The organism is Streptomyces sp. NPDC000345 (assembly GCF_042898825.1).
Taxonomy (GTDB): domain Bacteria; phylum Actinomycetota; class Actinomycetes; order Streptomycetales; family Streptomycetaceae; genus Streptomyces.
This window is the reverse complement of sequence record NZ_JBIAZE010000001.1, coordinates 501,130-527,809: the sequence shown is the minus strand read 5'-3', so window position 1 is coordinate 527,809 and position 26,680 is coordinate 501,130. Positions and strand designations below refer to the sequence as shown.

Sequence of the window (26,680 nt, the reverse complement as noted above, 5' to 3'; positions counted from 1 at the left end):
CCCACCACTACGGGACGGTCGTACGAGGATGAGCCCCCGCGCCGGCACGCGCACCGGCACCACCCCCCACACCCTCGCGTTCGTCGAGAGCCCGGTGCAGCTCCTGAACGTGCTCGAGTGGGCGCACGCGCGGCACGCGCCGCCCGCCCGGGAGGAGCCCGGCGCGCAGCTCACCCTCGTCGTCCTGTCCCCGAACGACCCCATGACGCGCGGCCAGCTGCGGCGCATGGCGGAACTGGCCCGCGACGAGGGCCACACGGTCCGCTGGGAGGAGGCACGGGGCGGTACCGCGGCCCCGTTCCGCACGATCGGCGGCCTGGCGCCGATGCTGCGGCGGGCGAGGCGGGTGGTGATGGGGGACCCCTTCTCGCGCTACGTCCAGCTGCTGCTCACCATCACCAGGGCCGCCGACCTGGTCGTGGTCGACGACGGCACGGCCACCATGGAGTTCGTGGGCCAGCTGGCCCGGGGCGAGCGGCTGGTCCGCTGGCACCGCAAGGGCGGCCGCCCCGGCCCCCGCGACGTCCTCTTCGCGCCGGTGTCGTCCTCGGCCAGGCGCCGGCTGACGCCGGCCCGGGGACGCCGGGTGGAGGTCTTCTCCTCGATGCCGATACAGGACAGCCCCGAGGGAGTCACCGTCACGGCCCACACCTTCGCCTGGACCCGGGCACGTTTCGGTCCGCCGCGCGTGACGAAGGGCGCGGACATGGTCGGTACGTCGCTGGTGGAGACGGGGGTGGTGGACGCCGACCGCTATCTGGAGGCGGTACGCGCGCTGGCGCGGGCCCATGGCGCGGCCCGCTACTTCGCCCACCGCCGCGAGAGCGCGGACAAACTCCACCGGCTGGCCGTGGAGACGGGCCTGGAGGTGGTCCGCCCCGACCTCCCCCTCGAAGTGATCGCCCGGCGGGGCCCGATCGGCCGGACGGTGCTCAGCTTCCCGTCGACGGTGGTCCACACCCTGCCGCTGGCGCTGTCGGGCACGGACGTCCGCGTGGCCGTCTGCGACATCGACCCCGCCTGGCTGACCGACCACGCCTCGCCGAGGGCCCAGGGCTTCCTCTCCGGCGTGACAGGCACAGCCCGCGACGTCCACCGCCTGGCAGCGGTCACCCCGGCCTGACCCGCCCCCCGGTTGCGGACCGCCCCCGTGCCCACGGAGGCCGACCGCGCAGTTCCCCGCGCCCCTTGGGGGGTTGCGGTCACGCTGCTCGACGGCTCCGGTGGCTGCGGCCGGTGTGGCCGGTTGTGGGCCTGTCGCGGGCCCGGGGTGGCTGGTCGCGCAGTTCCCCGCGCCCCTGGGGGTGGTCACGCTGCTCGATGGCTGGGCCCCGTAGCTGCGGGCAGTCGTGCCGCTGGGGCGGCACGGGTGGGCGCAGCGGCACCCTGCGCGCGCGGGCAAGCGCACCCACCCACCCCGAAACGCGATGCATCGCATGGGCGGAAGCAGCGTTCGACGACGCGTGCGGCGCCGCTTGGTGCGGTTCGGCGCCCAGCGGGCCGGCCGGTCCCGGTCAGGCCGCCGGGGCGGTCAGGACGGCCTTGGCCGCCAGCCGGAGATTCCCGATCAGCGGATTCGGGTCGCCCTTGCGACTGACCAGGACGACCTGGCTGGGGGGAGCGCCCTCGACCGGGACGGCGACGAGGCCGGGACGCAGTGAGCTACGCCGATCGCCGACCGGCAGCACAGATCGGGCGCCTGTTCGACGAGGGCAAGCTCCAGGTCGGGTGGACAGCACCTGCCCGCTGGCCGAGGCGGCCGGCGCGCACACGCGAGCCGCCCGGGGCCACATCCAAGGCAAGATCGTGCTGACGGTGGTCTCGTGACCGCCGGACTCCAGCAGGCGGTGGCGGACTACGCCCACGCGTCCGTGGTGGCGAGAGCCGTACGCTCTGTCACCGCCGACGTGACCGGGCCGGGTGCGCGCGCCAGGAGGAAGGCGCGGGGGCGTCGCGCCCCCTCGTCCGGCGCCAGGACGACCCGCGCCCGCACCTCCAGCCCCGCGTCACCGAGCAGCGCGGCCACCAGCTCCGGATCCCGGAAGCGGTAGCGCAGCGAGACCTCGTGCCCGAACCGCTCCGTGACGTGCAGCTCCTCCCCCCGCCCGGTCTGGAAGGCGAGCAGCAGCCACCCCCCGGGCACCAGGACCCGCCGGAACTCCCGGACCACCCCGGGCAGTTCCGCGTCGGGCACATGGATGACGGAGTACAGCGCGAGCAGTCCGCCCAGAGAGCGGTCCGGCAGGTCGAGCCCGGTCATCGACCCGACATGGAACCGCAGATGCGGATGCGCCCGCGAGGCCAGCGCGACCATGCGCGGCGAGACGTCCACCCCGAACACCGGCAGCCCGAGGGCGTCGAGCCGCCGCGTCACGAACCCGGGCCCGCATCCGACGTCGGCGACCGGCTCCCCGCCCCCGCGCTCCTTGACCAGGTCGGCGAACCAGGAGACCAGCGCTCTGTCCAGAACCCGGTGCCCCAGCCCGTCGGGAAACTCCTCGGCGTAGGCCTCGGCTATCGCGTCGTACGAGGTGCGGGTGGCGTGCAGGAAGTCGACGTCCAGGTCGGTCATGGGGGCGCACACTACCGGCGCGCGGGGCGGGTCGGCGGGTGCTCCTCCCGATGGCCCAAGCCCGGAGAGCGGATTTTCCCCCCGGTCTCGCGCAGCGTGAAGGGGCCGTCGCCCTGCGCCGGGGGATCCGTGGCCGATCCCGGAACGTGGACAGACGGGGCGTACCCCCCGCTGGTCGTGGTATGCGTGAGGGAAGGAAGAGGGACGGCGCCAAGGAAAAATTCGGCGAGTTTACCCACCCTCTGCAGCAGCCATGCGTCGCGCGGCCAACTTTTCTTCCTCCAACGGGTTGAAATTTTGTTGATCGGGTCAGTTGACCGCTTCGGCGTCCTACCCTTCAGAGGGTGAAGCAACTGATGTCCCGAGAGTCCGAGGCCGATCCTTCAGAGCGCGCCCTGCCCGGCACGCTGCCGGAAGCCCTGCGTGCGGAGCTCGTCGCCTTCCGGCGCGACATGCACATGCACCCCGAGCTCGGCAACCAGGAGTTCCGTACGACCGCCGCGATCAAGGCCCGCCTGGAGAAGGCAGGCCTCACGCCGCGCGTCCTCACCGTAGGAACGGGCCTCATCTGCGACATCGGGATCGAGGAGGGCGAGCCGGTCTCCGGCGTGCCCATCCTCGCCATGCGCGCCGACATCGACGCCCTGCCCATCCCGGACACCAAGACCGAGTGCGCGTACCGCTCGACCGTCCCGGACCGCGCCCACGCCTGCGGTCACGACGTGCACACCACCGTCGTCCTCGGCGCCGGCCTCGTCCTGGCCGAGCTGCACCGGCAGGGGCGCCTCCCGCGTCCCGTGCGGCTGATCTTCCAGCCCGCCGAGGAGGTGCTGCCCGGGGGCGCCGCCGACGCCATCGCGTGCGGCGCCCTGGACGGGGTCGGGCGGATCATCGCGGTGCACTGCGACCCGCGCGTCGACGCCGGGTTCATCGGGCTGCGCGAGGGTGCCATCACCTCGGCCTGCGACCGGCTGGAGATCACCCTGGACGGTCCCGGCGGCCACACCGCCCGCCCCCACCTCACCACCGACCTCGTCACCGCGGCGGCCCGCGTGGTCACCGACGTGCCCGCGCTCGTCGGCCGGCGGGTCGACACCCGGGCCGGGCTGGCGGTCACCTGGGGACGCATCGAGAGCGGGCACGCCCCGAACGTGATCCCGCAGCACGCCGAGCTGTCCGGCACCGTGCGCTGCCTGGACATCGAGGCGTGGCGCCAGGCCCCGGACATCGTCGTGGCGGCGATCGACGAGGTCGCCAACCTGCACCGCGCCAAGTCCGAGATCAACTACGTGCGGGGCGTTCCGCCCGTCGTCAACGACGGCGAGGTGACCGGGTTGCTGCGCGAGGCGATGTACGCCCGGCGCGGCGAGGGCTCGGTGGAGAACACCGAGCAGAGCCTCGGCGGGGAGGACTTCTCCTGGTACCTGGAGCGCGTGCCGGGGGCCATGGCCCGGCTCGGCGTCCGGCCGCCGGGTGAGCGCACGGTCCGTGATCTGCACCAGGGCGACTTCGACGCGGACGAGTCCGCGATCACCGTGGGCGTCGAGCTGTTCACGGCCGCGGCCCTGCTGGACGCGGCCACCCGCGACGTATGACACGGCGGTGACCGCCAGGGGGGCGCAGGGGATGACCGAAAGGCACCCCTTGGTCCCCCTGTGTCACCCACCCGTAACCCCCAGGACGCGCTTGTAACCCAAGGTCGGCACGAATCGATAACGGGACCGGGAAACCCCGTTCCCCTCCCCTTCTACGCGCGTTACTGTCGCCGAAATCGCCAGCCGGTACGGCTTGTTGGGGGAGCCCCCCGGACGGCGCCACCAAGGGGAAAGCGGGCCGGTCACGGCGCCGTGGGGATGCGAAGGGGTGCTTGCTGTGCGTCTGATATCTCGGAGGAGCAGATTCTCCCGGGCTGCGGTGACCGTCGCGGTCGTCGCTCTGGCGGCCGCCGGCTGCGGCGAGTCCAGCACCGGTTCCAAGACGAGCGACTCGGAATCGTCCGGAAAGTACTCGGGCAAGGGCATCGGCCTGGCGTACGACATCGGCGGCAAGGGCGACCAGTCCTTCAACGACGCCGCCTACGCCGGCCTGCAGAAGGCCGAGAAGGAGTTCGGCATCAGCGGCCGGGACGTCGAGCCGCAGGACAACGAGACCGACGCGGACAAGATCCAGCGCCTGACCCAGCTCGCCCAGGCCGGCTACAACCCGGTGATCGGCGTCGGCTTCGTCTACGGGCCGGCCGTCAAGGAGGTCGCCGCCAAGTTCCCGAACACCACCTTCGGGATCATCGACGACGAGACCGTCCAGGCGAAGAACGTCGCCGACATGGTCTTCCACGAGGAGCAGGCCTCCTACCTGGCCGGCGTCGCCGCCGCCAAGGCGTCCAAGAAGGCGCACATCGGCTTCATCGGCGGCGTGGACATCCCGCTGATCCACAAGTTCGAGGCCGGTTACGTCCAGGGCGCCAAGTCGGTCAACCCGAACATCAAGATCGAGTCGCAGTACCTCACCGAGACGGCCCAGGAGGGCGGCTTCTCCAGCCCCGACAAGGGCAAGGACGCCGCCGGCGGCCAGATCGAGGCCGGCGCCGACGTCCTCTACCACGCGGCCGGCCTCTCCGGTCAGGGCGTGATCACCGAGGCCGCCGCCAAGAAGGTGTGGGCCATCGGTGTCGACTCCGACCAGTACAGCCAGAGCGCTCTCGCGGCGTACAAGGACTACATCCTCGGCTCGGCGCTGAAGAACGTCGGCGGCGCGGTCTACGACCTCGTGAAGTCCGTCTACGAGGGCAAGCCCCTGTCCGGCGTGGTCCGCGGCAGCCTCTCCAACGAGGGTGTCGGCTTCGCCGACTCCAACCCGAAGTACAAGGCCATGACGGACGTCGTGGACGCCGTCGACAAGGCCAAGCAGGACATCATCGACGGCAAGGTCACGGTCAACACCAAGTAACGCCGCGGCGGGGCCTTCGTAACGCCGGTTCCGTCCCCTTGCTACGCCCTTACGGGCGTCCTTGCAGCCCATAGGCCCCTTGCCTCCCGCGAGGGGCCTTCTGCTGTCCGTAACCTGGGCTACAACTGCGGCCACAGCTCGATAACGGAGCGGACAGAAGGGTTTTTCCTGCCGGTCTACGCGCGTTACGCTGCGGCGGAACCAGCGCCTGGTTTGGGCGCTTGCACAAAGGAGTCTCGTTCCATGCGCCGGGTGTCCCGAATCGCAGCTGCGGGTGTTGTCACCGCAGCTCTCGCAGTGACCGTTTCCGCCTGTGGAAGCTCGTCCACCTCGTCCTCCTCGTCCGAGAGCAGCAGCAAGAACCTGGGCCTCGCTCTCGCGTACGACGTCGGCGGCAAGGGCGACCAGTCCTTCAACGATGCCGCCACCGCCGGCCTGGAGCAGGCCGACAAGGAGTTCGGCTACAAGTCCACCGCGGTCGAGCCGCAGGACGGCGAGTCCGACGCGGACAAGGTCCAGCGCCTGGAGAGCCTTGCCAAGCAGGGTTACAACCCGGTGATCGGCGTCGGCTTCGCCTACGCTCCGGCCGTCAAGGAGGCCGCGGCCAAGTACCCGAAGACGACCTTCGGCATCGTCGACGACGAGCAGATCAAGGCCGACAACGTCGCCGACCTCGTCTTCCACGAGGAGCAGGCCTCCTACCTCGCCGGTGTCGCGGCCGCCAAGGCCACCAAGTCCGACGTCGTGGGCTTCATCGGCGGTGTGGACGTGCCGCTGATCCACAAGTTCGAGGCCGGCTTCAAGCAGGGCGTCGAGGACACCAAGAAGGGCGTCACGGTCAAGTCGCAGTACCTGACCGAGACCGCCGCCGAGGGTGGCTTCTCCAGCCCCGACAAGGGTGAGAGCGCCGCCGAGGGCCAGATCGACGCGGGCGCGGACGTCATCTACGCCGCCGCCGGCCTGTCCGGCCAGGGCGTCATCAAGGCCGCCAACGCCAACAAGATCTGGGCGATCGGCGTCGACTCCGACCAGTACAAGCAGGACGCGCTCAAGGCGTACAAGGCCTCGATCCTGACCTCCGCCATGAAGAACGTCCAGGGCGCGGTCTACAACCTGGCCAAGTCGGTCGAGGACGGCAAGCCGGCGACGGGCGTCGTCCGCGGCAGCCTGGAGAACGGCGGCGTGAGCGTGTCGAACTCCAACCCGACCTTCGCCGGCAACGCCGACATCCAGGCCGCGATCAAGAAGGCCGAAGAGGGCATCAAGGACGGCAGCATCACCGTCAAGACCTCCTGACCCCGAAGAACCGAACCGGTCAGAGGCATTGGCCGACAGGACGCTGTGATGACAGCGTTACGGCCACGGAACGGGGCGCGGGAAGGATCGGCCCCGGCGCCGGTCTCGCGCCCGCCGGGCGACGCCTGGCACACCCGCTCGCGGCGGTGCCGGAAGGCCCCCGTAGCCACGGCTACGAGGTCCTTCCGGCACCGTGCGGGCGCACGCACCAGACGCCGCCCGGCCCGTCCTGACGGACGGACCACGCGAGATCGGCTCCAGGGCCGCTCGTGCCCCGTTCGCGCGGCAGAATGCTCGGAACGGATCCGGACCTGATCGAGATCGCTATCAAGATCATTCAAGGTCGATTCGATCCGGGCACTATTTAAAGCAGGGGCGCTACGCGCGTAGAGCGGCCCCTTTTTCAAGGAGAGTGCGCCATCGACGCGTCCAGCAGCCCTCCGCTCACCGCACAGTCGACGATCGCGGTAGAGCTGGCGGGGATCACCAAGCGCTTCCCCGGTGTCGTCGCCAACCACGACATCCACCTGACCGTCCGCAAGGGCACCGTGCACGCCCTCGTCGGCGAGAACGGCGCCGGCAAGTCGACCCTGATGAAGATCCTCTACGGCATGCAGAAGCCGGACGAGGGCACCATCGCCGTCGACGGCGACCAGGTCACCTTCTCCAGCCCCGCCGACGCCATCGCCCGCGGCATCGGCATGGTCCATCAGCACTTCATGCTGGCCGACAACCTCACCGTCCTGGAGAACGTGGTGCTGGGCAGCGAGAAGCTGCACGGCATCGGCGGCGCCGCCCGAAGGAAGATCAAGGAGATCTCCGACCGCTACGGCCTCGGCGTCCGCCCCGACGCCCTGGTCGAGGACCTCGGCGTCGCCGACCGCCAGCGCGTGGAGATCCTCAAGGTCCTCTTCCGAGGCGCCCGCACCCTCATCCTCGACGAGCCGACCGCCGTGCTCGTCCCGCAGGAGGTCGACGCGCTCTTCGCCAACCTGCGCGAGCTGAAGGCCGAGGGCCTCTCGGTCATCTTCATCTCCCACAAGCTGGGCGAGGTCCTCTCCGTCGCCGACGACATCACCGTCATCCGGCGCGGCACCACCGTCGGCACCGCGGTCCCCGCCGAGACCACCCCGCGCCAGCTCGCCGAGATGATGGTCGGCAGCGAGCTGCCCACCCCGGAGACCGCCGAGTCCACCGTCACCGACCAGCCCGTCCTCCAGGTCGCGAACCTCACCGTCTTCGCGAGCGGCGGCGCCTCCCTCGGCGTCGAGTCCGAGCCCGTGGGCCCCGGCTCCCTCGTCGAGGCCGGCGGCGAGGTCAAGCGCGTCCTGGACGACGTCAGCTTCACCATCCACGCCGGTGAGGTCATGGGCATCGCCGGTGTCGAGGGCAACGGCCAGACCGAGCTGATCGACGCGCTCATCGGCACCAAGAACGCCGACTCCGGCACCATCGCCTTCCTCGGCGAGGACATCACCCCCTGGCCCACCCGCAAGCGCCGCGAGTCCGGTGTCGGCTACATCCCCGAGGACCGCCACCGCCAGGGCCTGCTCCTGGAGGCCCCCCTCTGGGAGAACCGCATCCTCGGCCACGTCACCGAGACCCCCAACGCCAAGGGCTTCTGGCTGAACCCCAAGGGCGCCCAGGCCGACACCCGCCGGATCGTCGAGGAGTTCGACGTCCGCACCCCCGGCATCGACGTCACCGCCGCCTCCCTCTCCGGCGGCAACCAGCAGAAGCTGATCGTCGGCCGCGAGATGAGCCACAACCCGAAGTTCCTGATCGCCGCCCACCCCACCCGCGGTGTGGACGTCGGAGCGCAGGCCCAGATCTGGGACCGCATCCGCGAGGCCCGCCGCGAGGGCCTGGCCGTGCTGCTCATCTCCGCCGACCTCGACGAGCTCATCGGCCTGTCGGACACCCTGCGGGTGATCTACAACGGCAGGCTGGTCGCCGACGCCGACCCCGCCACCATCACCCCGGAGGAGCTCGGCTCCGCCATGACCGGCGCCGCGACCGGTCACCTGGAACACGTAGAGACGCCTGCGGAAGACGACGCAGCCGCCGGTCCGGAGGACGAGGCCCGATGAAGAAGTTCGACAAGGAGCGCGTGCTCCTCGCCGTGGCCGGCCCGGTCATGGCGCTCGTCGCGGCGATCCTGCTGACCTCGGTCGTGCTGATCGCCTCGGGCAAGAGCCCGATCGAGCCGTACACGCTCATGCTGGAGCAGATCGGCTACTCCGACGTCCAGGTGCTGATCATCAACCAGGCGTCGCTGTACTACATCGCCGCCCTGGCCGTCGCCCTCGGCTTCCGCATGAACCTCTTCAACATCGGCGTCGACGGCCAGTACCGCCTGGCCGCGATGATGACCGCGGTGGTCGGCGCGCACGTGGACCTGCCGGCCTTCCTGCAGGTCCCGTTGCTGCTGCTGGTCGCCGCCCTCACCGGTGGACTCTGGGCCGGCGTCGCGGGCGTCCTGAAGGTCACCCGCGGCGTCAGCGAGGTCGTCGCGACGATCATGCTCAACGCGATCGCCACCAGCCTCATCGCCTACCTCACCCTGCCCGAGGTGTTCGGCGAGCTGGTCGGCGACAACAAGACGACCGGCATCATGAAGGAGTCCGGCTGGGTCCCCGGCATCGACCTCGGCCCGGACGTCGGCGAGATCTACGGCCTGGTCTTCCTCGCCGTCGCCCTCGGCGTCGTGTACTGGCTCGTCCTCAACCGCACCCGCTTCGGCTTCGACCTGCGCGCCACCGGTGAGTCCGAGTCGGCCGCCGCCGCCTCCGGCGTCGACGCCAAGCGCATGATCCTCACCGTGATGATCGTCTCCGGTGCCGTCTCCGGCCTCGCCGGCCTGCCGCTGCTGCTCGGCAGCGCCCACACCTACAGCCTGAGCTTCCCGACGGGCGTCGGCTTCCTCGCCATCGGCATCGCCCTGCTCGGCCGCAACAACCCGGTCGGCATCGCGTTCGCCGCCCTCCTGTGGGCCTTCCTCGACAAGGCGTCTCCCGCCCTCGACTACGCGACTCCCGAGCCGTACGAGAAGGAGATCGCGATGATCATGCAGGGCCTGATCGTCTTCGCGGTCGTCATCTCCTACGAGGTCGTCCGCACCTGGGGTCTGCGCCGCCAGCAGAAGCGTGTCGGTGAGGAGCTCGCCGCCGCCGCGAACACCAAGAAGGAGGTGGCGGTCTGATGAGCACCGCGACCATCGCGAAGCCGAAGGCCCATCAGCCCCGCAAGGGCGGCCGCCGGATGTCGCTGCCCGTACTCCTGCTGGTCATCGCGGGCGTGCTGATCCTCACGTCGGTCGTCCGGCTGATCACCGGCGCGGACGGCATCACGTCCACCGGCCAGATGTCCACCGCGCTGCGCGCCGCCGTACCGATCGGCCTCGCCGGCCTCGGCGGTCTGTGGGCCGAGCGGGCGGGCGTCGTCAACATCGGCCTCGAGGGCATGATGATCCTCGGCACCTGGTTCGGCGCCTGGGCCGGCTACCAGTGGGGCCCGTGGACCGGTGTCGTCTTCGGCATCATCGGCGGCGCGCTCGGCGCCGTCCTGCACGCCATCGCCACCGTGACCTTCAACGTCAACCACATCGTCTCCGGTGTGGCCCTGAACATCCTGGCCCTGGGCACCACCCGCTACCTGTCGAAGTTCACCTTCGAGAACGCCCCGCAGGGCTCCTCCAAGCAGTCCCCGCCGATCGACTCGCTGGGCACCTTCGACATCCCCGGCCTGTCCAGCTGGCTGGAGACCCTCAACGACAAGCACTGGTTCCTGGTCTCCGACCTCGCCGGCCTGGTCGGCGGTCTGATCACCAACCTGTCGCCGCTCACCGTCGTCGCCGTCGCCCTCGTGCCCGCCACCTGGTACGTGCTGTGGCGCACGTCCTTCGGCCTGCGGCTGCGCTCCTGCGGTGAGAACCCGGTGGCGGCCGAGTCCCTCGGCGTCAACGTCTACAAGTACAAGTACATCGCCGTGATCATCTCCGGCGGCTTCGCCGGTCTCGGCGGTGCCTTCCTGTCCATCGTGGCGTCCAACGTCTACCTCGACGGCCAGACCGCCGGCCGCGGTTACATCGGTCTCGCCGCGATGATCTTCGGCAACTGGATGCCGGGCGGACTGGCCCTGGGCGCCGGCCTGTTCGGCTACACCGACAGCCTCAACCTGCGCGGCGGCACCACCAACGTGCACGCGCTGATCCTGCTGCTCGCGATCCTGCTGGTCGCCGGTGTGGCCTACCTGGTGTGGAAGAAGAAGTACGTCCCGGCCGCGATCACCGCCGCGGTCTCGGCCCTGATGTTCGTCTGGTACGTCAGCACGGACGACGTCCCGAACCAGGTCGTCACGGCCACCCCGTACGTCGTCACCCTGCTGGTCCTCTCCCTGTCCGCCCAGCGCCTGCGCATGCCGAAGGCGGACGGCCTGCCGTACCGGAAGGGACAGGGCAAGTGACGCCCGCCGCCACGCCGGCCGGCCCGGTCGACTGGGAGAAGCTGCGGACGGTGGCCCGGGACGCCATGTCCCGGGCGTACGCCCCGTACTCCGGCTACCCCGTCGGTGTGGCGGCCCTCGTCGACGACGGCCGGATCGTGTCCGGCTGCAACGTCGAGAACGCCTCCTACGGGCTCGGCCTGTGCGCCGAGTGCGGGCTGGTCTCCGAGCTGCAGAACACCGGCGGCGGCCGGCTCACGCACTTCACCTGCGTGGACGGCAGGGGCGAGATCCTCGTCCCGTGCGGCCGCTGCCGCCAGCTGCTGTACGAGTTCGGCGGCGACGGCCTCCTGCTGGAGACGCCCGCGGGGATCGTGCCCCTCTCCGAGATGCTCCCGCAGGCCTTCGGGCCGGACCACCTCTCCCCGTGACTCCCGCCCGGCCCCTCTGACTGGCGCAGAGGGGCCGCGCACTTTCCGCAACGACTTTCTGCACCACCCGCACCACCGGAAGGAAAGCCATGGCCATGGACGCCATCTCCGTCATCCGCACCAAGCGGGACCGCGGTGAGCTCAGCGACGAGCAGATCGACTGGGTCATCGACGCGTACACCCGTGGCGAGGTCGCCGACGAGCAGATGTCGTCGCTCGCGATGGCCATCCTGCTCAACGGCATGAACCGGCGTGAGATCGCCCGCTGGACGGCGGCGATGATCGCCTCGGGCGAGCGCATGGACTTCTCGTCCCTGTCCCGTCCCACCGCCGACAAGCACTCCACCGGCGGTGTCGGCGACAAGATCACGCTTCCCCTGGCCCCCCTGGTGGCGGCCTGCGGCGCCGCGGTCCCGCAGCTCTCCGGCCGCGGCCTCGGCCACACCGGCGGCACCCTGGACAAGCTGGAGTCCATCCCCGGCTGGCGCGCGCTGCTGTCGAACGAGGAGATGCTCTCCGTCCTCGACGGCACCGGCGCCGTGATCTGCGCGGCCGGCGACGGCCTCGCCCCCGCCGACAAGAAGCTGTACGCCCTGCGCGACGTGACCGGCACGGTCGAGGCGATCCCGCTCATCGCCTCCTCGATCATGTCGAAGAAGATCGCCGAGGGCACCGGATCCCTGGTCCTGGACGTGAAGGTCGGCACCGGCGCCTTCATGAAGACCATAGAGGACGCGCGCGAACTGGCGTCCACGATGGTGGGCCTCGGCACGGACCACGGCGTGAAGACGGTCGCCCTGCTGACGGACATGTCCACCCCGCTCGGCCTCACCGCCGGCAACGCCCTGGAGGTCCGCGAGTCGGTCGAGGTCCTGGCCGGCGGCGGCCCCGCCGACGTCGTCGAACTGACCCTCGCCCTGGCCCGGGAGATGCTCGACGCGGCCGGCGTGAAGGACGCGGACCCGGCGAAGGCGCTCGCCGACGGCTCGGCGATGGACGTCTGGCGCCGCATGATCGCGGCCCAGGGCGGCGACCCGGACGCCGCGCTGCCGGTGGCCCGCGAACAGCACGTCGTCACGGCCCCCTCCTCCGGTGTCCTCACCCGCCTCGACGCCTACGACATCGGCATCGCCGCCTGGCGCCTCGGCGCGGGCCGCGCCCGCAAGGAGGACCCGGTCCAGGCGGGCGCCGGCGTGGAGCTGCACGCCCGACCCGGCGACACGGTCACGGCGGGCCAGCCCCTGCTGACCCTGCACACCGACACCCCCGAACGCTTCGACTACGCCCTCCAGGCGGTGACCGGCTCCTACGACGTCGCCGCCCCCGGCACGCCGTTCACGGCGTCGCCGGTGGTGCTGGAACGAATCGCCTGACCTGCGATTTCGCCATTCGGGTGAACGGGATCGGTGGACCTGAACCGATCCCGTTCGGCATGCTGTGATCGGTGACGCACCGATGGGAGACCGCCATGAGCGCACTCACCGTGGGCCACGACCCCGAGCAGAGCTGGGACGACCTCGTCCGGTTCTGGGAGGAGATGGAATGGCCCGAGGGCAGCAAGGTGGAGATCATCGAGGGGATCATCACCGTGTCACCTGCTCCCGCGTCCCGCCACAACGTGATCGCGTCCCGCATTCAGCGACGCCTGTACTCAGTGATCCCTGAGGATGGGGAGATCTTCCAGACGCAGGCCATCGCCGTTCCGTCCCGGCTGGGCATGTTCATCCCGGACCTGCTCGTCGCGCCGGTTCAGGAATGTGCCGAGTCGGAGACGTATCTTCCAGCTGCCCTGGCCGAACTGGTGGTCGAGGTCACTTCCAGGAAGAACGCCCGCCACGACCGCGTCAGCAAGCCGGCGGCCTACGCCTCGGCGGGCATCCCGTTCTATCTCCTCGTCGACCGCTGGGCGCCCGACGGCCCCACCTCGACCCTCCACGGCGAGCCGCACGGCGCTGTCCACCGCCCGCTGGCCGTCGCCAAGTTCGGCGAGCCCCTGGTGCTTCCCGCCCCCTTCGGCGTCACCATCGACACCAGCGAGTTTCCCACCGAGTAGGGCCAGGCCCGATGAGTTGACCCCCGCCCCGGGGTCTACCGCACGTGGACTCCAAGACACCGCCCGTGCTCGCCCTGACCGGCCCTGTCACTCCCGAGCGGGTGGCAGGGCTCGCCGACGCCGTAAGGGCCCTGCTGGCGGCCGGCGGTGGCGGGGTCGTCGTCTGTGAGGTGAGCGCCCTCGGGCCGCCCGGGCTCGCCGCCGTGGACCTGCTGGCCCGGCTCCAGCTCGCCGCCCGCCGGGCCGGGGGCCGGATACGCCTGCGCGCCCCCGGCCCCGCCCTACGCGCCCTGCTCGACCTCGTCGGACTCCCCGTCGAGGTGGAGGGGGAGACCGAAGAGCGGGAACCAGCGGCGGGTGTCGAGATAGAAGTGGAACCCGGTGAGGCGGCCGTCTGAGATCTCGAGGATCTGGATCGCCCAGGGAGCGAAACCGCCCGCCTCCGGGTCCGGCTTGTACTGGGCGAAGCCCGGCAGGCCGTTCACCCGCACCGGCAGCAGACGCGAGCCCTCGCACGCCGAGCCGAGTGTCGTCATGAAGCCCGTGATGTCGTCGTGGCCCGTCAGCCACAGGTCGAACGGCGGCATCGTCATGACGGCGTCCTCGTGCAGCAGGGCCGTCAGCGCCTTCATGTCGTAGCCCTCGAAGGCCGCGACATAGCGCTCCAGCAGCTTCTGCTGCTCCTCGTCCAGCGGGTCGGACACGGCGGCGTCCGCCCCCGCGTCGGCCCGCTCGGCCAGGGTGGCCCGCGCCCGCTGCAGCGCGCTGTTGACCGAGGCGACCGAGGTGTCCAGCAGTTCGGCGACCTCACTCGCCCGCCACGCCAGCACCTCGCGCAGGATCAGCACCGCCCGCTGCTTCGGCGGCAGCTGCTGCAGCGCGGCCATGAAGGCCAGCCGCACCGACTCCTTGGCGACCGCCGCCTCCGCCGGGTCCTCCACCGCCGGCAGGACCCGCGCGTCGGGCATCGGCTCCAGCCAGGTGTGGTCGGGGCGGGGGGAGAGGGCCGCCCGGGCGAGGGGCGTCGCCTCGGTGAGGTCCATCGGGCGCGCCCGCTTGTTTCCCGCCGTCAGCATGTCCAGACAGACGTTCGTCGCGATCCGGTACAGCCACGAGCGCAGACTGGAACGGCCCTCGAACTTGTCGTAGCTGCGCCAGGCGCGTACCAGCGTGTCCTGCACCGCGTCCTCGGCCTCGAAGGAGGAGCCGAGCATCCGGTAGCAGTAGCCGGTCAGCTCGACCCGGTGCCGCTCCAGCCTGGCGTCGAGGTCCTCGACCGTCACCGTGCCCGCCGTACCGTCGTTCATCGTCGTCCACCCGCCCCTGTGGCCGTCCTGTCACGCGCCTTCGCGTCCAGCACTTCGGAAGCTACCGCAGGCCACTGACAACGGCCTGCCGAGCCGGCAGAACACCAGGTCCCGGGCGGGAAAGGTCAGTGCGCGGCGGCGAAGGTCCGCCGGCGAGCCGCCCGCGTCCCGAACACGGTGATCGTGACGACCCCGAGCACCGCCAGGACGCCCACGCCGACCGTGCCGGCCCAGCCACCGGAGTGGAAGGCCGTCGCGCCGACCGTCGAGCCGGTGCTGGAACCGATGTAGTAGGCCGACTGGTAGAGGGCGGAGGCCTGCGCGCGGCCGGTGGTCGCCGTCTTGCCGACCGCCGAGGACGCCACCGCGTGCCCCGCGAAGAAACCCGCCGTGATCAGCACCAGGCCGAGCAGGACCGGCCCCAGCGAGTCCGCCAGGGACAGCAGCAGGCCCGCCGCCGTCGTACCGCCCGCCAGGTACAGGGCCCCGCGCCGCCCGAGCCGGCCCACCAGCCGGCCGGCCGTCGACGCCGACACCGTACCGACCAGGTACACCAGGAAGATCGAGCCGACGATGCCCTGCGGGAGCGAGAACGGCGCTTCGGTCAGCCGGTAGCCGATGACCGTGTACACCCCGCCGAAGACGGTCATGAACAGCGCGCCGATCGCGTACAGCCGGCGCAGCAGCGGGTCGGACAGGTGATCGCGGACCGTACGGGCCAGGACGCGGGGCCGCAGCGACCCCGCCGTGAAGTGCCGGGGCGCCGGCAGCAGCAGCCGGAACGCGACGGCGCAGCCCACCGCGAGCGCGCCGATCACCCCCAGCGCGACCCGCCAGCCCCACTCCTGCGCGACCCAGCCGGTGATGACCCGGCCGCTCATCCCGCCGACACTGTTGCCCGCGACGAACAGCCCGATCGCCGTCACCAGCGCCTTGGGCCGGACCTCCTCCGCCAGATAGGCGGTCGCCGAGGCCGGCAGCCCGGCCAGGGCGGCGCCCTGCACCGCCCGCAGCACCACCAGCGCGCCCAGCGACGGCGCGAAGGGGACCAGCAGCCCGACGGTCACCGCGACGGCGAGCGAGGCGGTCATCACCGTACGGCGCCCGTAGCGCTCCGACAGGGCGCTCATCGGCAGCACGAACAGCGCCAGCCCACCGGTCGCCGCCGCCACCGTCCAGCTCGCCTCGCTCGCCGCCACCCCGAAGTCACCGGAGATCAGCGGCAGCAGTGCCTGAGTGGAGTACAGGAGGGCGAAGGTCGCCACACCGGCGAGGAAGAGCGCGAAGCTCATCCGGCGGTAGCCGGGACCACCGGGGGTCATGCGGGAGTCGGCAGCGGGGACGAAGGACGCGGCGCCCACGATCGTGGACGCCCCGGTACTGGCGGGAGACATGCTTCGACCGTAGGGACACGCCCCTTCATCCGTCCAATGCACGGACTCGGCATAATCGTTCCCATGGTGCATCAGCAGAGGTCACAGCTTCACCTGTCACCGTCCAGTGACACAGAAGACATGACGGTCATGTCGCGGTCGCTGGCCCCGAGGCTCGCGTACTTCGCGGGCGTCGCCCGGACCGAGCACGTCACCCGCGCCGCGCAGGAAATGCAGGTACCCCAGTCGACCCTCTCCCGGGCGATGGTCCGCCTCGAACAGGACCTGGGCGTCGACCTGTTCGCCCGCAGAGGCCGCACGGTCTCCCTCACCCCCGCCGGCCGCACCTTCCTCACCTCCGTCGAACGCGCCCTGGCGGAGATCGAGCGCGCCGTCGACGAGGTCCGCGCCGACGCCGACGCGGCCACCGGCAAGGTCGCCTTCGGCTTTCTGCACACCATGGGGGCCGAGACCGTCCCGGGCCTGATCCACGCCTTCCGCGCCGACCACCCCCGCGTCCGCTTCAGCCTCGTCCAGACCTACGGCGAGGCGATGATCGAACGGCTGCGGGCGGGGGAACTCGACCTGTGCCTGACCTCGCCGGTCCCGGACGCCCCGGACCTGGTCGCCCGCCGGCTGGACGAGCAGAAGCTGCGCCTGGTCGTCCCGGCCGACCACCGACTGGCAGGACGCAAGCGCGTCCGGCTGGCCGAGGCCGCCGACGAGACCTTCGTGACCCTCGAACCCGCCTACGGCATGCGCCGCATCACCGACGACCTGTGCAAGGAGGCCGGTTTCAAGCCCCGGATCGCCTTCGAGGGGGAGGAGGCGGAGACGCTGAGGGGCCTGGTGGCGGCAGGGCTGGGGGTGGCCCTGCTGCCGCCTCCCGCCGTGGCCCGCCCGGGGGTGGTGGAACTGACGGTCACGGCCCCGCGCGCGGTGCGGGAGATCGGCGTGGCCTGGCTGGACGGCCACCCGGACACACCCCCGGTGGCGGCCTTCAAGAAGTTCCTGCTGTCGAAGAGGGGGAACCTGCTGCCGACCTGAGGGCAGCGCCCCCTCACCTCACCGGCGCCACGAAGAACCGAACCCCGCGGCGAGCGGCATCCGCAACCCCAGAGGGGGCGGAGCCGCCAGCGCGTCCTCGACCGGCCGCGAGAACCGCCTCCCGAACAGCACCCCCATGACGAAGTCCTCGGCCAGCGCCAGCACCTCGTCCCGGTACTGGTGCAGAGCGTGGCCGTCGGCGTGCACCTCGAACCGGCACACCTCCCGGTTCGCCTTCTTGGCCCGCGCCGCGAGCCGGAACGACAACTCCGGATCGCTGCGGTCGTCGTGGGTGCCGTGCACCACCATCACCCGCCGGCCCACCAACTGCTTCACCGGTTCGGGTGGCGCGGCCACGTCCTCCTGGGGCAGCCAAGGGGCGAGCGCGAGCACCGAGTTGACGGCCTCGTGGCCTCCCGCCCGCAGCGCCGCCCGTGCGCCCATGCCGACACCGGCGAGGCACACGGGAACGTCTCCGTACCGGCGTACGACCTCGTCGGCGGCCCAGGTCGCGTCCGCGGCGAGGTGCGCCTCGCCGCCGTTCCAGCCGCGGTAGCGGTAGTGCACGACATGCGTGGCCAGCCCCTCCTCCCGGCCCGCGCGCGCGAGTCTTCGCCCGAGGCCGCGCACGGAGGCGGCCGCCCACATCGGGGACGGTCTGCGCTCGGAGACCTCCTCGCCTCCGGGGAGCAGCAGCACCACCCCGCTCACCGTCGTCGGCTCCACGCCGAACGCCCTCCCCAGCCGGGCCGTTCTGACCGGCGTCGTTTGGTGTGCCATGACAGAACAGTGTCAGAAGCGGCGGTGTACTCCACCCGTCCGTGCGGTCACCGTTGCGTATCGACGGACGTGCGCAACGCGCGTTCTACGCGCGTAGGAGTTAGAGTGCGGAAATGACGAGCCAGAGCATCCAAGCGGGCATCACCCCGAGCTCGGACCAGATCCGGCGGGCGCCCAAGGTTCTGCTGCACGACCATCTCGACGGCGGGCTGCGCCCCGGCACGATCGTCGACCTCGCCCGGGAGACCGGGTATCCCCACCTCCCGGAGAACGACCCCGACAAGCTCGGTGTCTGGTTCCGGGAGGCCGCCGACTCCGGTTCCCTGGAACGGTACTTGGAGACCTTCTCGCACACCGTCGGGGTGATGCAGACCCGGGACGCGCTCGTGCGGGTCGCCCGCGAGTGCGCCGAGGACCTCGCCGAGGACGGCGTCGTCTACGCCGAGGTGCGCTACGCCCCCGAGCAGCATCTCGAAGGCGGGCTGACCCTGGAGGAGGTCGTCGAGGCCGTCAACGAGGGCTTCCGGCAGGGAGAGCGGACGGCCCGTCAGAACGGGCACCGGATCCGCGTCGGCGCCCTGCTCACCGCGATGCGGCACGCCGCCCGCGCCCTGGAGATCGCCGAACTCGCCAACCGCTACCGCGATCTCGGCGTCGTCGGCTTCGACATCGCGGGCGCGGAGGCCGGCTACCCGCCCACCCGGCACCTCGACGCCTTCGAGTACCTGAAGCGGGAGAACAACCACTTCACCATCCACGCCGGTGAGGCCTTCGGACTGCCCTCCATCTGGCAGGCCCTGCAGTGGTGCGGCGCCGACCGCCTCGGGCACGGTGTGCGCATCATCGACGACATCGAGGTCGGCGAGGACGGCGGCGTGAAGCTCGGCCGGCTGGCCTCCTACGTCCGCGACAAGCGCATCCCGCTGGAGATGTGTCCCAGCTCGAACCTCCAGACCGGCGCGGCCGCCTCCTACGCGGAGCACCCCATCGGGCTGCTGCGGCGGCTGCACTTCCGCACCACGGTCAACACCGACAACCGGCTGATGTCCGGCACCAGCATGAGCCGGGAATTCGAGCACCTTGTCGACGCATTCGGTTACACGCTCGACGATCTGCAATGGTTCTCGGTCAATGCTATGAAGTCAGCATTCATTCCTTTCGATGAACGACTGGCCATGATCAATGACGTGATCAAGCCCGGATATGCCGAGCTGAAGTCCGAATGGCTGTTCCAGTAGACGGCCTCCACCAGCGGTTCCACGGCCACGGAGGGCTGAACGCGCGGTTGCGCGGGGCACGGAATGCGGGCGGGTGTTCACAATCCGTCCGCATTTCGATGTTTGCGGCGTCCCCCGTTCCGTGTTTACGGTCGTGGACCGATCGGTTCCCCGTATCCCATTCGAGGACGCATTCATCATGAAGCAGTCTGCTGCCAAGACCCTCGGCGTCGCCGCCCTCGGCGCCGCCATCGCCGCCGTCGGTGCCGGCTCCGCCACCGCCGCCCCGGCCGTCCCGGACGCCACGCAGGCCCTGGACGGGGTCACCAAGACGCTGCCGCTGGAGAACGTCACCAAGATGCTGCCGGGAGCCTCCGAGGCGCTGGGCCGGGCCCAGCTGTCGCAGGCCCAGCCGGCCCTCGCCACGAGCCTGGCCGCCGCCCAGCCGGCCGCGGAGCAGGCGCTCGCCCACGGGCCGACCAAGCCGGTCGCCGGACTGCTCGGCGGGCTTCCGGTCGGCCAGGGTCTGCCCACGCACGGCCTGCCGGTGAACGGGCTGCCGATCGGCTGAACCCCCGCAGCCACGCCGTCGGGGCGCACCCGGAGTCCCGGGCGCGCCCCGACGGCGTGTGCACGGGCCGGGTCACCAGGCCGCGCGTGCCTTGTCCTCCGAGGGCAACAGGATCCACAGCGCTATGTAGAGCAGGAACTGCGGGCCGGGCAGCAGACAGGAGACCAGGAAGATCACGCGCATCGTCGTCGCGGAGGTGCCGAAGCGGCGGGCCAGCGCGGCGCACACTCCGCCGATCATGCGGCCGTTGGTGGGGCGGGCGAGGCTGGACATCGCGGCTCCTTCGTGAGCGTCGGAGAGAGGCGGCCCCTGCGGCTGCCCCGTCTGTCTTCCACGCTACGGAGACGAAGGGGACGAAGCATCACTCCCCGGGGCGATCCCGACCCCGAGAAGCCTCGGCTTACGGGGCGACCCCCACCCTGGGAATCCTCGGGGTACGACCCTGAGCCGCTTCCTCCTGCGGCACGGCCGCCCGCACCCGGCGCTCGCCCCTGCGCCGCAGCCACACCCGGGCCGCCGGCACCACCGTGGCGTGCGCGAGGGCCACGCCTGCGGTGTTCAGCAGCAGCGAGTCGACGTCCGCGACCTGACCGGGCACCCCGGTCTGCAGCAGCTCGATCGCCAGCGACAGCAGGGCACCCGCCGTGACCGTACGGATCAGGGAGGCCAGCGGCGAGACCCGGAGCCGGCCGTGCACCAGCGGCAGCAGGACGCCCAGCGGGGCGAGCAGCGCCAGCCCCTCGCCGATCCGCCGGGCCGCCTCCTGCGGGCCCAGCCTCAGGTCGGCGCGGATCCCGTCGAAGGGATGCAGATTCGTGGGCATCACCCAGGGGACGTCCCGGGGGCGCAGCGTGACCCAGGCCACGAACAGGAGGTGTGCGACCAGGAGGACAATCCCGGTCGCACGGAGACGGATCGCGGCGCTGCCGCCGATGGAGCCTTGACGCTGCACGACCCCCTAGACGCACCCCTCGGCACGATCGGTTCCGGCGTCCCGCCCGGCACTGGCACGAGCCACCGGCGACACCGGTCACCGCCGCCCCGCCGGCCGACGGTGACCTGCGCGGACGACGGCTTGAGGACGCCGGGTGAGGCGTCCGCCACATCCGGAGCCGGTCAGCCGCCCGCGACCTCCGACGACGGCGGCTCGGCGCTGCCCGGCCGGGAACGGACCTCGTCGGTGCACTCGTAGCGGCGCAGCGGCTCGGTGCCGGGGCCGCCCAGCACGACCGAGCCGTCGCCCTCGGCCGCCGCCGAGTCGGAGAAGGTGCACACCAGCTGGGCGAGCGCGTACGAGGTCAGGTCCCCCGGCGGCACGCTCAGCCGCAGCGCGTCGTCCGGATCCTTCGGTCCGGGCCCGCTCACCGTCATCCCGCCGCGCACGTCGGTGGTGTACCCCGCCTCCTTCTCGGCGGCCGACGGCGACGCGGCGAGCTGGTCGAGCAGGCCCTGCGCCACCACCACACGCCGCTCCGAGTCCGCCGCCCCGTCCGCCACCCGCACCGAGCGGTCGACGGCCACCAGCGACGAGCCGCACTGCAGGAACACCTGCACCGGCACCCCCGCGCGCGCGGACTGCGCCGTGACGTCCGGCTCGGTGAGCGAGCAGCGCACCCGGGACGGCGCCGGCCCGAAGTCGGTCGGCACCTCGGTGGCCCGGATCCCGCACCCGGTGAGCAGGCCGGCGAGGAGGGGGAGCGCGAGCAACCGGCGTACGTTCATCAGGCGTCCCCCTTGCCCTGCACGGGCTTCTCGGCCTTCTCGCCCTGTTCCACCAGCTCTGACGCGTCCCGCGGCAGCCGCAGCGTGAACACCGCGCCGCCCTCGGGGGAGTTGGCGGCGGTGATCTCGCCGCCGTGGATGTGGGCGTTCTCCAGGGCGATGGACAGGCCGAGCCCGCTGCCGTCGGAGCGCGGCCGCGACGCGCTCGCCTTGTAGAAGCGGTCGAAGACGTGCGGCAGCACCTCCTCGGGGATGCCGGGCCCGTGGTCGCGCACGGCGATGACGACGTCCTCGGCCGACTCGCGCACCGACACCCGCACCGGGGAACCGCCGTGCTTGAGCGCGTTGCCGATGAGGTTGGCGAGGATCACGTCCAGGCGGCGCGGGTCGAGCCGGGCGTGGATGCCGCGCTCGGCGTCCAGATCGACCGCGTCCAGCCACGCGCGCGCGTCGATGCAGAAGGTGATCTGGTCGGCGACGTCGACGTTGTCCAGGACCAGCCGCGCCGTACCGGCGTCGAAGCGGGTGACCTCCATCAGGTTCTCGACGAGGTCGTTGAGCCGCCGGGTCTCGCTGACCACCAGCCGGACGGCGGGCTCGATCATCGGGTCGATGCTGCCCGACTCGGCGTCCAGCTCCTCCTCCAGCACCTCCGTGACGGCGGTGATCGCGGTCAGCGGCGTCCGCAGCTCGTGCGACATGTCGGCGACGAACCGCCGGGACGCCTCGTCCCGCGCGGCCATGTCCGCGACCCGCTTCTCCAGGGCCTCCGCGGTCCGGTTGAACGTCCGCGACAGATCGGCGAGTTCGTCGGTGCCCGACACCCGGAGCCGGGTGTCGAGCCGCCCCTCGCCGAGCCGCCGCGCGGCCACGCCCAGCCGGTGCACCGGCTTCAGCACGGTCGTGGCGGCGGCCTGCGCGAGCAGCGCGGCGCCGATCAGCGCGAGCCCGGTGGCGATCCCCAGCGACCAGGCCAGCGAGTTGAGGTCGTCCGCCTCCGGCTCCAGCGACTTGCGCATGTACCCGGTCGGCCCGCCGCCGATCACCTTCGTCCCGGCCACGAGATACGGCGTCCCGTGGTCCACGACCCGCTGCCAGTAGAGGTGGTACGGCGACTCGTCGGCGCCGCCGGCGCCCTGCTTCTTGTTGACCGCCGTGCGCAGCGACTCGGGCACGTCCTCCAGCGAGAAGCCGTTGAGCCCCCCGGAGTTGCCGTACACGGTCCTGCCGCTCGCGTCCTCGCCGACCAGCAGCACGCTGAAGCGCTGGCTGCTGTTGGCCATCTGCCCGGCGGTGTGCTGCAGCTCGTCCTGCGTCGGATGCTCGGGCAGCGAGCCCGCCCGGTTCTGCATCTCCTGCTCGAAGTCCCGCAGCACCGCGCCCTGGGTGCGGTCGAGCACGGCCTCGCGGTTGAGCCAGTACGCGATACCGGACGCGGACACGGCGGCGGTCAGCGCCACCGCCCCGAAGACGACGACGAGACGCAGCCGCAGGCTGGTGAAGCGCAGCCGTGACAGATGACCCTTGCGCACCGCGGACCAGCCGCGGAACCCCCCTTGCGACGGTGTCACTGAGGGGCGTCCAGGCGGTAACCGACGCCGCGGACGGTACGGATCAGCGTCGGGGACGAGGGCACGTCCTCGACCTTGGCGCGCAGCCGCTGCACACACGCGTCGACGAGCCGCGAGTCACCGAGGTAGTCGTGCTCCCACACGAGGCGCAGCAGCTGCTGCCGGGACAGCGCCTGCCCCGGCCGCCGGCTCAGCTCCAGCAGCAGCCTGAGCTCGGTCGGGGTGAGCTGGAGATCCTCGCCGTTCTTCGTCACCGTCATCGCCGCGCGGTCGATGACCAGGCTGCCGAAGGTCGCCGCGTCGTTCGACTCGCGCTCCCCGCGCCGCAGCACGGCCCGGATCCGGGCGTCCAGCACCCGTCCCTGGACGGGCTTGACGACGTAGTCGTCGGCGCCGGACTCCAGCCCGACCACGACGTCGATGTCGTCACTCCTCGCGGTGAGCAGGATGATCGGCAGCTGGTCGGTGCGCCGGATGCGCCGGCACACCTCGAAACCGTCGATGCCGGGCAGCATCACGTCCAGAACGATCAGATCCGGCCGCTGCTCGCGCAACAGCTTCAGACCGTCCTCACCGCTCGCAGCGGTCGCCACACGGTGCCCCTGGCGCGTCAGTGAGAGCTCCAGGGCCGTACGGATGGCGTCGTCGTCCTCGATCAGCAACAGGGAAGGCACGGGCTCATTCTGGCCCATGAGGGGGCTGTCGTTCGACCTGTGGGCCCGGGTGGGACGCCGCAGCGGGACGGTTTCGGCTGAGCGGGCGGCGTACGGAGGGCAGGCGGCGTCCCGCACCCGCGGGCGCCACGGTGTACGCCGCGGCCCGCCACGCTCCGCGGACCTGCGGTTTCGGCCCGTCCACGGCCGCGGCACGCACCGCCGGGCAGACCCCGGGGCGGGCGGCACCGGCGGCACGGCGACGGCCGGGAACCGGGCCGGCCGCCGTAGTCCCGACGCCTGTGAACGATCTGTGGTGTTGCCGTGACGGACCCCTGTGACAGGTCTGTGACAGTCGGCGGACACGGCGATGAAGTGGCCCAGGCAGTCTTTTCGGCACAGGCAAGAACGCAAAGACCGAAACACCGGAAGTCCACGACGGGGGGCGCGAGATGAACACGCTGCACGGTAAGAGCACCAGCGCAGTCGCAGTCGTCACGCGTCTCCACGACGTGAACGTCGGCCGGGGTTCCGAGAAGTCCGGTGTCGTGAGCGGGCGGGGGTGCGCTCGCGGCACCGGGCGTCAGCACACCGGGTTCATGACGGTGGTTGACACCAAGGAAGGGGCTCACGGGGGAGCCGCGTACAGGGAGGACCCGGGGGAGCGTCGCTCGCTGACCGAGGCGGAGTTCACCGCCTACGTCCAGGAGCGCCGCGCCTCCCTGTACGCCACCGCCTACCACCTCACCGGTGACCGCTTCGAGGCCGAGGACCTGCTGCAGAGCGCGCTGTTCTCGACGTACAAGGCGTGGGACCGGATCAGTGACAAGGCCGCGGTCGGCGGATACCTCCGCCGGACGATGACCAACCTGCACATCAGCGCGTGGCGCCGCCGCAAGCTGAACGAGTACCCGACCGAGGAACTGCCGGAGACGCCCGGCGACACGGACGCGATGCGCGGCACCGAACTGCGCGCGGTCCTGTGGCAGGCGCTGGCCCGGCTGCCCGAACTCCAGCGGACGATGCTGGTCCTGCGCTACTACGAGGGCCGCACCGACCCGGAGATCGCGGAGATCCTCGACATCAGTGTCGGCACGGTGAAGTCGAGCATCTGGCGGTCGCTCCGCCGGCTGCGCGAGGACCAGGTCCTCAGCTTCGGCCGTGACGAGGAGGACGCCTTCGGGGAGCTTGTCGCCTGAGGGTAACGGGGGAACGACGGGCTCCGGCCCGGCAACGGGGGAAACGGGGGAGCGGTACCGGGGGGCCCGACGGGGGACGTCCGGGGAGCGGTACCGCACAGCACGGGGGAAGCACCACCGGGGGGTGGACACGGGGGAACGGGGGAAGCGGGACTGGAGGGCCGGGGGGTTCGTCCAGTCCCGCTTTCGTGTGTCTCCGCCGGGTGCCGCAATCCCGGCCGGACGCCGGGGGGAGCCCGGTCGCCTACGCCGTCGTACGCGCGGTTGTCGCGCAGCGGCCCGCCGCCGCGGCCGCCAGCCGGCCCATCGCCTCGTCCCGGTCGCAGGCGTACGCGCCGAGCGCGGTCTGCCGGGCCACGATGGAGCGCTCCGCCCGCATCAGCCGCCAGCCCCGGCGCAGCAGGAACGGGACCGACTTGCGGCCCTCCTTCAGATCACGCAGGAAGCGGCGGCGGAACGTCTTGACCGGGCCGCGGCTCAGACACAGCGCGTCGGCCAGCACGCCCAGTTCGCGGCAGCGCTCGACGATCTCGGCGGCGAAGATGCCCTCCGCGATGAACAGCGGGGTCCGCCCGACCTCGACCTCCGTCACGCCGGTGCGGGCGCTGAGCGAGATGTCGTAGACGGGGACGTCCGTACGGCCCGAACCGCACAGCTCCACGATGGCGGCGACGGCCGTGTCCGCGTCCCACGAACCGGGGTGGTCCCAGTCGATGTCGGAGCTCCCGGCGACCAGCGGCAGCGTCGGGTCGTCGCCCTCCTTGTAGAAGTCGTCGAGCCGCAGCACCGGCAGACCGGAGTGGGCGGCGAGAAGGGACTTGCCGGAGCCGGAGGGGCCGCAGAGCAGCACGACTCGCGTGGGTATGGGCGGTTGGGAGCTCACGGGACACCAGTGTGAGGCATCCGTCGGGCCCCGTACGACCCCGCGGGTCGGCTTTGAAGCGCGCGTCACACGTCAAATACCCTTCGTCTCGACACGATTACCTTGCGCAGCAGAAGGTGGCATCACTGATGGCCCGACACGCATCCCCCCGCACCCCCACCGGCCGGCGCGCGCTCGCCGCCCTCGCGACCGCCGCAGTGGCGCTGGGCGTGGGCGCCGGGAGCGCCGCCGCGGCGACCGGAGAGCCGGTCGGCGACGCGCCGCGGCCGCACGCCGCCCCGGCGGCCGGCACCGACGCCCAGGCGGCCGCCCAGGGCGTCCTGGGCTCCCTGCCCCACGTCGTCGGCGCGATCTCGGGCCTCAAGCCCAACCCCCTCGCGGGCACCGGCGTCGACCCCCTCGACAACGGCGTCGGCACCCAGCTCGCCGACTTCAAGCCCCTGACCTCACAGATGCTCACCGGGCCGGTGGCGCAGGCGCCGTCGGTCGGGGCGATCCCGGTGCTGGGGGATGCCGCGAAGACGTTCGGCGGCTGACACCACCGCCGCGCGGACCGAAGCCGCGCCGCCCCCGGACAGGGGGCGGCGCGGCTTCGGTGTCTCAGCGGACCGCGCCA

27 protein-coding genes are annotated in these 26,680 nt (G+C 71.6%); 16 read left to right on the top strand and 11 right to left on the bottom strand.

All coding sequences use genetic code 11. The annotated features are described in order from the left end of the window. Nucleotides 1–28: 28 nt before the first annotated feature. Nucleotides 29–1,123 (top strand): hypothetical protein, encoded by a 1,095-nt coding sequence (locus tag ACFY30_RS02480; protein WP_390843326.1) that lies wholly within the window; start codon nucleotides 29–31, stop codon nucleotides 1,121–1,123. Nucleotides 1,124–1,514: 391 nt separating this feature from the next. On the opposite strand, the gene ACFY30_RS02475 is transcribed toward ACFY30_RS02480, so the two are convergent. Together ACFY30_RS02475 and ACFY30_RS02470 are read right to left on the bottom strand one after the other, a co-directional pair. Beyond that, a complete protein-coding gene (locus ACFY30_RS02475; RefSeq protein WP_390843325.1) occupies nucleotides 1,515–1,688 on the bottom strand; it encodes a hypothetical protein in 174 nt (57 codons plus the stop codon). 167 nt (nucleotides 1,689–1,855) lie between these two features. Further along, nucleotides 1,856–2,572 carry a class I SAM-dependent DNA methyltransferase gene (locus tag ACFY30_RS02470; protein ID WP_390843324.1) on the bottom strand — a complete coding sequence of 239 codons (717 nt, stop codon included), beginning with the start codon at nucleotides 2,570–2,572 and terminating at the stop codon, nucleotides 1,856–1,858. 356 nt (nucleotides 2,573–2,928) lie between these two features. Here ACFY30_RS02470 and ACFY30_RS02465 point away from each other — a divergent pair, with 356 nt between their 5' ends. From ACFY30_RS02465 to ACFY30_RS02420, 10 genes are all read left to right on the top strand, one after another. Next, on the top strand, nucleotides 2,929–4,167 hold the full coding sequence (locus ACFY30_RS02465; protein ID WP_390843323.1) for an amidohydrolase: 1,239 nt from the start codon (nucleotides 2,929–2,931) through the stop codon (nucleotides 4,165–4,167). A gap of 319 nt (nucleotides 4,168–4,486) precedes the next feature. Then, entirely contained in the window at nucleotides 4,487–5,518 is a 1,032-nt protein-coding gene (locus ACFY30_RS02460; RefSeq protein WP_390843322.1) for a BMP family protein, read from the top strand. 243 nt (nucleotides 5,519–5,761) lie between these two features. Continuing rightward, nucleotides 5,762–6,814, top strand: coding sequence for a BMP family protein (locus ACFY30_RS02455; RefSeq protein ID WP_390843321.1), 1,053 nt, complete (start codon nucleotides 5,762–5,764; stop codon nucleotides 6,812–6,814). 419 nt (nucleotides 6,815–7,233) lie between these two features. Then, complete coding sequence (locus ACFY30_RS02450) at nucleotides 7,234–8,904, top strand: ABC transporter ATP-binding protein (RefSeq protein WP_390843680.1); 1,671 nt, start codon at nucleotides 7,234–7,236, stop codon at nucleotides 8,902–8,904. Next, nucleotides 8,901–10,016 (top strand): ABC transporter permease, encoded by a 1,116-nt coding sequence (locus tag ACFY30_RS02445; protein ID WP_390843320.1) that lies wholly within the window; start codon nucleotides 8,901–8,903, stop codon nucleotides 10,014–10,016. Before ACFY30_RS02450 ends, ACFY30_RS02445 begins: the two co-directional genes overlap by 4 nt. Continuing rightward, nucleotides 10,016–11,278 (top strand): ABC transporter permease, encoded by a 1,263-nt coding sequence (locus ACFY30_RS02440; protein ID WP_390843319.1) that lies wholly within the window; start codon nucleotides 10,016–10,018, stop codon nucleotides 11,276–11,278. Before ACFY30_RS02445 ends, ACFY30_RS02440 begins: the two co-directional genes overlap by 1 nt. After that, entirely contained in the window at nucleotides 11,275–11,688 is a 414-nt protein-coding gene (locus ACFY30_RS02435; protein WP_390843318.1) for a cytidine deaminase, read from the top strand. Before ACFY30_RS02440 ends, ACFY30_RS02435 begins: the two co-directional genes overlap by 4 nt. An 89-nt stretch (nucleotides 11,689–11,777) precedes the next feature. Next, on the top strand, nucleotides 11,778–13,061 hold the full coding sequence (locus ACFY30_RS02430; RefSeq protein ID WP_390843317.1) for a thymidine phosphorylase: 1,284 nt from the start codon (nucleotides 11,778–11,780) through the stop codon (nucleotides 13,059–13,061). 95 nt (nucleotides 13,062–13,156) lie between these two features. Continuing rightward, nucleotides 13,157–13,741: a Uma2 family endonuclease gene (locus ACFY30_RS02425; protein WP_390843315.1), complete on the top strand. Its 585-nt coding sequence runs from the start codon at nucleotides 13,157–13,159 to the stop codon at nucleotides 13,739–13,741. Between the two features lie 44 nt (nucleotides 13,742–13,785). Next, nucleotides 13,786–14,139, top strand: a complete 354-nt coding sequence (locus ACFY30_RS02420) for an STAS domain-containing protein (protein WP_390843314.1) — start codon at nucleotides 13,786–13,788, stop codon at nucleotides 14,137–14,139. Here the strand turns inward: ACFY30_RS02420 and ACFY30_RS02415 are convergent. Beyond that, entirely contained in the window at nucleotides 14,023–15,048 is a 1,026-nt protein-coding gene (locus ACFY30_RS02415; RefSeq protein WP_390843313.1) for a sigma-70 family RNA polymerase sigma factor, read from the bottom strand. The two genes, ACFY30_RS02420 and ACFY30_RS02415, sit on opposite strands and share 117 nt — an antisense overlap. A 125-nt stretch (nucleotides 15,049–15,173) precedes the next feature. After that, entirely contained in the window at nucleotides 15,174–16,442 is a 1,269-nt protein-coding gene (locus ACFY30_RS02410; protein ID WP_390843312.1) for an MFS transporter, read from the bottom strand. 63 nt (nucleotides 16,443–16,505) lie between these two features. Between ACFY30_RS02410 and ACFY30_RS02405 the strand changes: the two genes are divergently transcribed. Continuing rightward, nucleotides 16,506–17,468 carry a LysR substrate-binding domain-containing protein gene (locus ACFY30_RS02405; RefSeq protein ID WP_390843311.1) on the top strand — a complete coding sequence of 321 codons (963 nt, stop codon included), beginning with the start codon at nucleotides 16,506–16,508 and terminating at the stop codon, nucleotides 17,466–17,468. A gap of 18 nt (nucleotides 17,469–17,486) precedes the next feature. Here ACFY30_RS02405 and ACFY30_RS02400 read toward each other — a convergent pair whose 3' ends face one another. Beyond that, complete coding sequence (locus ACFY30_RS02400; protein ID WP_390843310.1) at nucleotides 17,487–18,248, bottom strand: alpha/beta hydrolase; 762 nt, start codon at nucleotides 18,246–18,248, stop codon at nucleotides 17,487–17,489. Nucleotides 18,249–18,361: 113 nt separating this feature from the next. On the opposite strand from ACFY30_RS02400, the gene ACFY30_RS02395 reads away from it, so the two are divergent. Together ACFY30_RS02395 and ACFY30_RS02390 are read left to right on the top strand one after the other, a co-directional pair. Beyond that, nucleotides 18,362–19,486: an adenosine deaminase gene (locus ACFY30_RS02395; RefSeq protein ID WP_390843309.1), complete on the top strand. Its 1,125-nt coding sequence runs from the start codon at nucleotides 18,362–18,364 to the stop codon at nucleotides 19,484–19,486. Between the two features lie 178 nt (nucleotides 19,487–19,664). Further along, on the top strand, nucleotides 19,665–20,036 hold the full coding sequence (locus ACFY30_RS02390) for an ATP-binding protein (protein WP_390658332.1): 372 nt from the start codon (nucleotides 19,665–19,667) through the stop codon (nucleotides 20,034–20,036). 72 nt (nucleotides 20,037–20,108) lie between these two features. Here ACFY30_RS02390 and ACFY30_RS02385 read toward each other — a convergent pair whose 3' ends face one another. From ACFY30_RS02385 to afsQ1, 5 genes are all read right to left on the bottom strand, one after another. Further along, nucleotides 20,109–20,309 carry a PspC domain-containing protein gene (locus ACFY30_RS02385; protein WP_390658333.1) on the bottom strand — a complete coding sequence of 67 codons (201 nt, stop codon included), beginning with the start codon at nucleotides 20,307–20,309 and terminating at the stop codon, nucleotides 20,109–20,111. Between the two features lie 127 nt (nucleotides 20,310–20,436). After that, a complete protein-coding gene (locus tag ACFY30_RS02380) occupies nucleotides 20,437–20,988 on the bottom strand; it encodes a VanZ family protein (protein WP_390658334.1) in 552 nt (183 codons plus the stop codon). 164 nt (nucleotides 20,989–21,152) lie between these two features. Continuing rightward, nucleotides 21,153–21,758 (bottom strand): hypothetical protein, encoded by a 606-nt coding sequence (locus tag ACFY30_RS02375; RefSeq protein WP_390843308.1) that lies wholly within the window; start codon nucleotides 21,756–21,758, stop codon nucleotides 21,153–21,155. After that, nucleotides 21,758–23,329, bottom strand: coding sequence for an ATP-binding protein (locus ACFY30_RS02370; protein ID WP_390843307.1), 1,572 nt, complete (start codon nucleotides 23,327–23,329; stop codon nucleotides 21,758–21,760). Before ACFY30_RS02370 ends, ACFY30_RS02375 begins: the two co-directional genes overlap by 1 nt. After that, the gene (afsQ1, locus tag ACFY30_RS02365) at nucleotides 23,326–24,003 is read right to left on the bottom strand and encodes a two-component system response regulator AfsQ1 (RefSeq protein WP_390658337.1); all 678 of its coding nucleotides are present in this window, start codon (nucleotides 24,001–24,003) and stop codon (nucleotides 23,326–23,328) included. The genes ACFY30_RS02370 and afsQ1 overlap by 4 nt, the downstream gene beginning before the upstream one ends. A gap of 431 nt (nucleotides 24,004–24,434) precedes the next feature. Between afsQ1 and ACFY30_RS02360 the strand changes: the two genes are divergently transcribed. Further along, entirely contained in the window at nucleotides 24,435–25,181 is a 747-nt protein-coding gene (locus tag ACFY30_RS02360; protein WP_390843306.1) for a SigE family RNA polymerase sigma factor, read from the top strand. A gap of 244 nt (nucleotides 25,182–25,425) precedes the next feature. Here ACFY30_RS02360 and ACFY30_RS02355 read toward each other — a convergent pair whose 3' ends face one another. After that, nucleotides 25,426–26,133, bottom strand: a complete 708-nt coding sequence (locus ACFY30_RS02355) for a uridine kinase (protein ID WP_390843305.1) — start codon at nucleotides 26,131–26,133, stop codon at nucleotides 25,426–25,428. A gap of 59 nt (nucleotides 26,134–26,192) precedes the next feature. On the opposite strand from ACFY30_RS02355, the gene ACFY30_RS02350 reads away from it, so the two are divergent. Beyond that, entirely contained in the window at nucleotides 26,193–26,600 is a 408-nt protein-coding gene (locus ACFY30_RS02350) for a hypothetical protein (RefSeq protein WP_390843304.1), read from the top strand. Nucleotides 26,601–26,680 lie beyond the last annotated feature (80 nt).

What these genes read in the sequence shown, in the direction of transcription:
- ACFY30_RS02405 (WP_390843311.1), top strand. Translation starts at nt 16,506, where the DNA reads ATGGTGCATCAGCAGAGGTCACAGCTTCACCTGTCACCGTCCAGTGAC.
- ACFY30_RS02425 (WP_390843315.1), top strand. Translation starts at nt 13,157, where the DNA reads ATGAGCGCACTCACCGTGGGCCACGACCCCGAGCAGAGCTGGGACGAC.
- ACFY30_RS02395 (WP_390843309.1), top strand. Translation starts at nt 18,362, where the DNA reads ATGACGAGCCAGAGCATCCAAGCGGGCATCACCCCGAGCTCGGACCAG.
- ACFY30_RS02400 (WP_390843310.1), bottom strand. Translation starts at nt 18,248, where the DNA reads ATGGCACACCAAACGACGCCGGTCAGAACGGCCCGGCTGGGGAGGGCG.
- ACFY30_RS02350 (WP_390843304.1), top strand. Translation starts at nt 26,193, where the DNA reads ATGGCCCGACACGCATCCCCCCGCACCCCCACCGGCCGGCGCGCGCTC.
- ACFY30_RS02465 (WP_390843323.1), top strand. Translation starts at nt 2,929, where the DNA reads ATGTCCCGAGAGTCCGAGGCCGATCCTTCAGAGCGCGCCCTGCCCGGC.
- ACFY30_RS02480 (WP_390843326.1), top strand. Translation starts at nt 29, where the DNA reads ATGAGCCCCCGCGCCGGCACGCGCACCGGCACCACCCCCCACACCCTC.
- ACFY30_RS02470 (WP_390843324.1), bottom strand. Translation starts at nt 2,572, where the DNA reads ATGACCGACCTGGACGTCGACTTCCTGCACGCCACCCGCACCTCGTAC.
- ACFY30_RS02440 (WP_390843319.1), top strand. Translation starts at nt 10,016, where the DNA reads ATGAGCACCGCGACCATCGCGAAGCCGAAGGCCCATCAGCCCCGCAAG.
- ACFY30_RS02390 (WP_390658332.1), top strand. Translation starts at nt 19,665, where the DNA reads ATGAAGCAGTCTGCTGCCAAGACCCTCGGCGTCGCCGCCCTCGGCGCC.
- ACFY30_RS02360 (WP_390843306.1), top strand. Translation starts at nt 24,435, where the DNA reads ATGAACACGCTGCACGGTAAGAGCACCAGCGCAGTCGCAGTCGTCACG.
- ACFY30_RS02445 (WP_390843320.1), top strand. Translation starts at nt 8,901, where the DNA reads ATGAAGAAGTTCGACAAGGAGCGCGTGCTCCTCGCCGTGGCCGGCCCG.
- ACFY30_RS02415 (WP_390843313.1), bottom strand. Translation starts at nt 15,048, where the DNA reads ATGAACGACGGTACGGCGGGCACGGTGACGGTCGAGGACCTCGACGCC.
- ACFY30_RS02385 (WP_390658333.1), bottom strand. Translation starts at nt 20,309, where the DNA reads ATGTCCAGCCTCGCCCGCCCCACCAACGGCCGCATGATCGGCGGAGTG.
- ACFY30_RS02375 (WP_390843308.1), bottom strand. Translation starts at nt 21,758, where the DNA reads ATGAACGTACGCCGGTTGCTCGCGCTCCCCCTCCTCGCCGGCCTGCTC.
- ACFY30_RS02410 (WP_390843312.1), bottom strand. Translation starts at nt 16,442, where the DNA reads ATGTCTCCCGCCAGTACCGGGGCGTCCACGATCGTGGGCGCCGCGTCC.
- ACFY30_RS02455 (WP_390843321.1), top strand. Translation starts at nt 5,762, where the DNA reads ATGCGCCGGGTGTCCCGAATCGCAGCTGCGGGTGTTGTCACCGCAGCT.
- ACFY30_RS02430 (WP_390843317.1), top strand. Translation starts at nt 11,778, where the DNA reads ATGGCCATGGACGCCATCTCCGTCATCCGCACCAAGCGGGACCGCGGT.